General features: G+C 64.7%; 1 protein-coding gene. It reads right to left on the reverse strand.

Annotated elements, in window-relative coordinates; genetic code table 11:
* A partial coding sequence (locus tag HUK84_RS20015) for an LLM class flavin-dependent oxidoreductase (RefSeq protein WP_176641763.1) occupies positions 1-629 on the reverse strand: 629 nt, incomplete at its 3' end.
* Between the last annotated feature and the right edge of the window lie 357 nt (positions 630-986).

A 986-nucleotide genomic window follows, 5' to 3' on the forward strand; every position in this document is an offset into this window, starting at 1 on the left:
GGCGGCGGCGCGTTCAGCGGGCCGGCGACGCTGAAGAAACGCCCCTTGTGATTCAGCGGCCGCACCAGCGCCGGGTCCAGCCAACGGCCGCTCCGCTTGTCGCGCAGCAGGGCGCCGGGGGCGATGCTGTCCCACAGTCCGGTGACGACATCGACGAATTCATGGGCGCGTTCGTAGCGGTCGGCATGGTCCGGATGGCGCGGCAGGTTGAAATTCTCGCCCCCGCCGGTGGCGGTCACGACATTCCAGCCCGCCCGTCCGCCGCTGAGCCGGTCCAGCGAGGCGACGCGGCGGGCGATGTTGTACGGTTCGTTGAAGCTGGTGCTGGCGGTGCCGATCAGGCCGATATGGCGCGACGTGACCGCCAGCGCCGCCAGCAGGGTAAAGGTGTCCCAGCGCGGCAGCGCCGGCGTGTCGGCCACCGCCGCCGGGTCTGGTACCGGCAGCACGTTGTCGTACAGGAAAATGGAATCGAAGCGCCCCTGTTCCAGCAGATCGACGTAATCGCGATAGCGCGCGAACGTGATGTCGGCGTCCACATCCTCGCCCGGCGCCCGCCAGGCATCGCCGTTGGTGGCCGACCCGGTCAGATAGGCGCCAAGCGCAAAGGTGCGTTTCGGTTCGGTCATCAAGGTACTTTCTTGCGATCGGAAAGGCCGGCGACGGGTTGCGGCAGCCGGAATCACAAGAAGTCACGCATGACGATGATGTGAAGACAAATTTAATTTTTACATTTATTATATATTAATCGATCATTATATTGGTAATATTAATGTATCTGATGAATTTTACCGAATTGTCCGGGCGGTCTGCGGGGCTATGCCGGCGCCGGGTGCCGGACCGGCATGCGCGCCACATCGGGACGGGGGCGACCACTCCCTGGGCGGTGAAGAAATCGGCGATCCGCTGCTGGGCGGCCAGGGCCTGCGGGGTGATCGGCTGCACCCGGTAGCTGCGGCGCGCCGCCCATCCCCCAGCGTCCTACC

The organism is Nguyenibacter vanlangensis (assembly GCF_013376155.1).
GTDB classification, from domain to species: Bacteria; Pseudomonadota; Alphaproteobacteria; order Acetobacterales; family Acetobacteraceae; genus Gluconacetobacter; species Gluconacetobacter vanlangensis.